Annotated in this window: 4 protein-coding genes; 3 read left to right on the top strand and 1 reads right to left on the bottom strand. The window is 73.5% G+C overall.

Annotated features, from left to right (window positions below; all coding sequences use genetic code 11):
• Positions 1-268: 268 nt before the first annotated feature.
• Positions 269-1657, bottom strand: coding sequence for an L-seryl-tRNA(Sec) selenium transferase (locus D6718_13360; GenBank protein RMG42835.1), 1389 nt, complete (start codon positions 1655-1657; stop codon positions 269-271).
• A gap of 156 nt (positions 1658-1813) precedes the next feature.
• On the opposite strand from D6718_13360, the gene D6718_13355 reads away from it, so the two are divergent.
• The 3 genes from D6718_13355 (at position 1814) to D6718_13345 (ending at position 4541) form a co-directional block, all read left to right on the top strand.
• A complete protein-coding gene (locus D6718_13355; protein RMG42834.1) occupies positions 1814-2440 on the top strand; it encodes a hypothetical protein in 627 nt (208 codons plus the stop codon).
• Between the two features lie 18 nt (positions 2441-2458).
• Positions 2459-3172, top strand: coding sequence for a tetratricopeptide repeat protein (locus D6718_13350; protein ID RMG42833.1), 714 nt, complete (start codon positions 2459-2461; stop codon positions 3170-3172).
• A gap of 64 nt (positions 3173-3236) precedes the next feature.
• A complete protein-coding gene (locus tag D6718_13345) occupies positions 3237-4541 on the top strand; it encodes a M24 family metallopeptidase (protein ID RMG42836.1) in 1305 nt (434 codons plus the stop codon).
• Positions 4542-4609: the final 68 nt, after the last annotated feature.

The raw sequence follows: 4609 nt of genomic DNA, 5'->3' as shown, positions 1-4609 counted from the left end.
GGCGGGGACGCTGCCGCGAAAGTGCGAGCGGCGAGGATTCGATCTTCAACGCGCGCCGGGTGGTGAGCGGGACCTGGCGATCGGGCGGACGTCCGACCGGCGCGCGCGTCCCGGATGCGGGAGGTGGGACGAGACGGGCCGCACCCGCGCCCCCTCTGCGCGACACCGCACCATAGGGGAAGCACCTTATGCGAACCGCGCGGGCTGACGAAGCGCGCCGCCCCGAGTCCCGTCGCCTCCCGAGGCCGCGCCTCGACGCGCCGGAGACTCACTCCGGTCCGGGAGCGGCGGCGGCGGCCACGGCCCGGGCCACCGTCTCCAGGTCGTCCTCGTCGAGCGTTCTGGGATCGATCAGGAGCGCTCCCTCGCCGACCCGCGCCACGACCGGGGGATCGTGCCGCCGGAGTCGTCCCGCGAGCCGCTCCTCCGGAACCTCGGGCACGCGCACCGCGACCAGCACGGTCGGAAGATCGAGGTCGGGCGCCGCCCCTCCCCCGACGCGGGACACTCCCTCCCTCAGCTCCACCTCCGCTCCCGGCGCGGCAGCGGCGATCGCCCGAGACAGGCGCCGGGCGGCGTCCTCGAGCGCCTCCCGCGGCCGCTCGAGCATCCGGAGCGCCGGCAGCCGGCTGGGCGGATCGGGGGAGAGCCAGGCCCTCAGTGTCGCCGCCAGCGCCGCGAGCGTGAGCTTCCCCGGCCGGAGGGCCCGGGCGAGGGGGTTGGCAGCGCACCGTTCGATCAGTTCCGGATCGCCGACGAGGATCCCCGCCTGCGGGCCGCCGAGCAGCTTGTCGCCGGAGAAGCAGACGATGTCGGCTCCCTCGTCGAGGAGTTCCTCGACCGCCGGCTCGCTCCCTCGCGGCGGAGCGTCCCGGAACAGCCGGCCGCAACCCTGATCCACCACGAGCGGCACGCCATGCTTTCCGGCCAGCCGGGCCAGTTCGCGCACCGGCACCTCCCGGGTGAAGCCGACGATGCGGAAGTTGCTCGGCCAGACCTTGAGGAGGGCGCCCGTTCCGGGGGTGAGCGCCGCTTCGTAGTCGCGGAGATGGGTGCGGTTGGTGGTCCCCACCTCCACCAGCTTCGCTCCGGAGCGCTCGAGGATCTCCGGAATCCGGAAGGAGCCGCCGATCTCCACCAGCTCGCCCCGGCTGACGATCACCTCGGCCCCTCGCGCCAGGGTGTCGAGCGCCAGGAGCACGGCTGCGGCGTTGTTCCCCACGACGAGGCTTCCGCGTTCGGGAAAGATCAGCCGGAGCAGATCCCCGGTGACGCGCCTCCGGCTGCCTCGCCGGCCGGCAGCGGCGTCGTACTCCAGATCGGTGTAGGCCCCGCCCGCCTCGGCCACCGCAGCGAGCGCCTCCGGCGAGAGCGGCACGCGGCCGAGGTTCGTGTGCACGACCACGCCGGTGGCGTTGATGAGGCGGGAAGGGCGCGGCCGGTCGAGTCCCTCGAGCCGGCGCCGGCAGCGCCGGGCAAGCTCCGCCGCCGCGGGGGGCGGCTCCCCTGCGGCGGCCCTCCGACGTGCGCCGGCGATCTCCTCCCTGACCGCCGCCACCAAGGCGCGGCGCGACCACCGGCCGGCCAGCTCGGCGAGCGGCTCCTCGGCGAGGAGCCGGTCGACCGGCGGCAGGCGGCGGCGGGGGTCGGCCGGCATCGTCCCTCCATGGCGCCGCTCCGGACTCCGGAGGGCCCGACGATTCTGACGCGGGGGCGGCCCCTCACCAAGCCGCCCGGGGAGCGGGTGGCGGCGGCCGCTTCGCCGTCCCACGTTTGCTGGGAGGAGCCCGCTGTCCGCGGGCGGGGAGGAAGCGTGTCGGGCGGCATCTTCGAACCGACGGAGGTCAGGAAGGACCTCGACCGGCTCGACCGGTCGTTGCGGAAGCTCCGCACCCAGTACGAACTGTTCCTCGCCCGGATCACCAAGTGGCCGCCGAACGAGACCCTCATGGAGGTCGAGGCGATCATTCGGCACTACACGAAGTACCCGCCTCACCGCACCGTGGACCGCTTCCGGTTCAACACGCTCGTTCACCGGCACCGCACCAGCATGGAGCGGTGGCGGCGGCGGCAGCGGAAGCTCGAGCAGATCGGGTCCGGACATCCGCGCGCGGGCTCCCGAAGGGCGGACGAGGATCTGTCGGTGCCGCAGACGCTGATGATCACCCGAGCCGAGCGCGGCGAGGTCAAGGGGGAGCAGCTCCGCGACCTCTATCTCGCCTACCGGCAGGCGCGGAAGGCGCGCGGCCTGAACGTCGCCAAGCTGCGCTACCGCAAGTTCGTCGAGACCGTCGGGCGCCACCTGCAGACCGCCCGGAGCCGCGCGGGGGACCGAGACCTGGAGTTGCGTGTCGACACCGCCGGTGGCAAGGTGACGATAGCCGTGCGCCCCGTCGCCGGCTCGTCCGGAGACGGGACGGACGGCTCCGCCCGCGGCTGAACCGCGAACGAGGTCCTCATGCGCCTTCGTCGCCTGCCCCTCGCCGCCGTCTGTCTTCTCGCACTGCTCGCCGCCGCCGATCCATCGCTGGCGGGACGTGGCGGTTTTTCGAAGTCCAAGCGGCACGCCCCCGCCGTAAGCGCACGCGATCGGGCCGGAGGTCCGGAGGAGTTCACGCTCGCCTCGGGCCTGGTCGCCAAGATTCCGGCGGTGGCGGAGGGGCTGCGCGCCGTCGAGGCCGACCCCGGCCGGCCGGAGGCCTGGCGGCGCCTGGGACATGCGTTGGCCAGCGCGGGGGACTTCGAGGACGCGATCCGCGCGCTCCGGCGGCTGGTGGAAATCGAGCCGGACAACCCGGACAACTACGTCGATCTCGGAGCGGCCTACCTGCGCGCGGGGCGGCCCCGGAAGGGGATGCGAGCCTTCGAAGAGGCGCTGGCGATCGAGCCGTTCCACGCGCTCGCCTACTACGACATGGGCGTCGCGTACCAGGAACTCGGCCGATACGACGACGCGATCGAGAGCTTCCGGAAGGCGCTGATCATCGAACCGGAACTCGGCGACCCGACGAAGAACGTCGGCGCGGCGAACAATCCCGATCTTCCGTACGTGAAGCTCCGCGTCTACCTCGACACGGCGGGCGCGACGCCGGCCCTGTTCACGTTCTCCAACCCTTCCGAGAGCGGCGCCGCGGCCGGCGAGGGTTCCGGCGGCGGAGACGGCGGCCGCTGAGGCGACCGCTGCATCCCCTCCGTGTAGACTCGCGCGCATGACCGATCCACTGGGAAGGCCGGGGATCCCGGCCGAAGAGTACGCTCGCCGGCGGGCGGCGATCGCCGAAGCTCTCGGCGACGGCGTGATGATCCTCGCCGCCGGCGCCCCCGCCGCCTTGGCCCGCGACGTCGAGGCACCCTTCAGGCCCGACAGCGACTTCTTCTACGTTTGCGGCTTTCCCGAGCCGCATGCCGTCGCGGTGCTGCGGCCGGCCGGCGAGCATCCCTTCACGCTGTTCGTCCAGCCGCGCAACCGCGAGCGCGAGACGTGGACGGGCCCGCGCCTGGGTCCCGATGGGGCGCGGGAGCTGTTCGGCGCCGACGCCGCCTTTCCGCTCGGAAAGCTCCCGGAGCGGTTGCCCGCGCTGCTGGACGGCGCCCGGCGGCTCTTCTACGAGCCGTGGCGCCGGCCCGGCTTGGACCACCAGGTCCGCCGCGCGCTCGACCGGCTCAAGGCCAAGGAGCGGTTCGGCGCGCGGGCTCCGCTCGAGATCGTCGACCCGGGCGTCGTCCTCCACGAGATGCGGCTGCGGAAGTCGGAGGCGGAGATCGCGTTGCTCGAACGTGCCTGCGCGGTGACCGTCGCGGGCCACCGCGCCGCGATGCGCCGCTGCCGCCCGGGGGTGCGCGAGTACCAGATCCAGGCGGCGCTCGAGGCGGCCTTCGCCGAGGGGGGCGGCCGTCCGGGCTTCGCGACGATCGTGGCGGCAGGCCGGAACGCCTGCTACCTGCACTACACGTCCAACGACGGCGCCGTGGGCCCCGAGGACCTCGTTCTCGTCGACGCGGGGGCGGCCTACGGCGGCTACACCGGTGACGTCTCGCGCACGTTTCCCGCCTCGGGGCGCTTTTCCGCCGCACAGCGCGACCTCTACCGCGCGGTTCTCGATGCGGAGAGGGCGGCGGTGCGCATGGTGAGGCCGGGAATCACCGTCGACGAGATTCACGAGGCGACCGTGCGGCGCCTGACATCCTCCCTGGTCGATCTGGGTTGCCTGTCGGGAGATGTCGAAAGGCTGGTCGCCGAGGAGGCCTTCAAGCCGTTCTTCATGCACCGGACGTCCCACTGGCTCGGCCTGGACGTTCACGACGCCGGGCGGTACCGGCAGGACGGCCGGGCACGCCCCCTGGAGCCCGGCATGGTCCTCACGATCGAACCGGGCCTGTACATCCCCCCCGACGCCGAGTCGGCGCCCGAGGCGCTCCGCGGGCAGGCGGTGCGCATCGAGGACGACGTGCTGGTGACGGCGGAGGGGGGCCGCGTGCTCACCGACGAGCTGCCCGCCGAGCCCGAGGAGGTGGAAGCGCTCGTGGGGGAGGCACCGTGAGCCTGCCTCCGCCGCGCGGCCCCTTGCGCGGGGACGACTCCGGCGGAGGAGCGCCGCCGGCGCCCTGG

The sequence above is a fragment of the Acidobacteriota bacterium genome, from assembly GCA_003696075.1.
Taxonomy (GTDB): Bacteria; Acidobacteriota; Polarisedimenticolia; order J045; family J045; genus J045.
The sequence above is the reverse complement of the archived record's forward strand: the minus strand, read 5'-3'. Positions and strand labels throughout refer to the sequence as shown.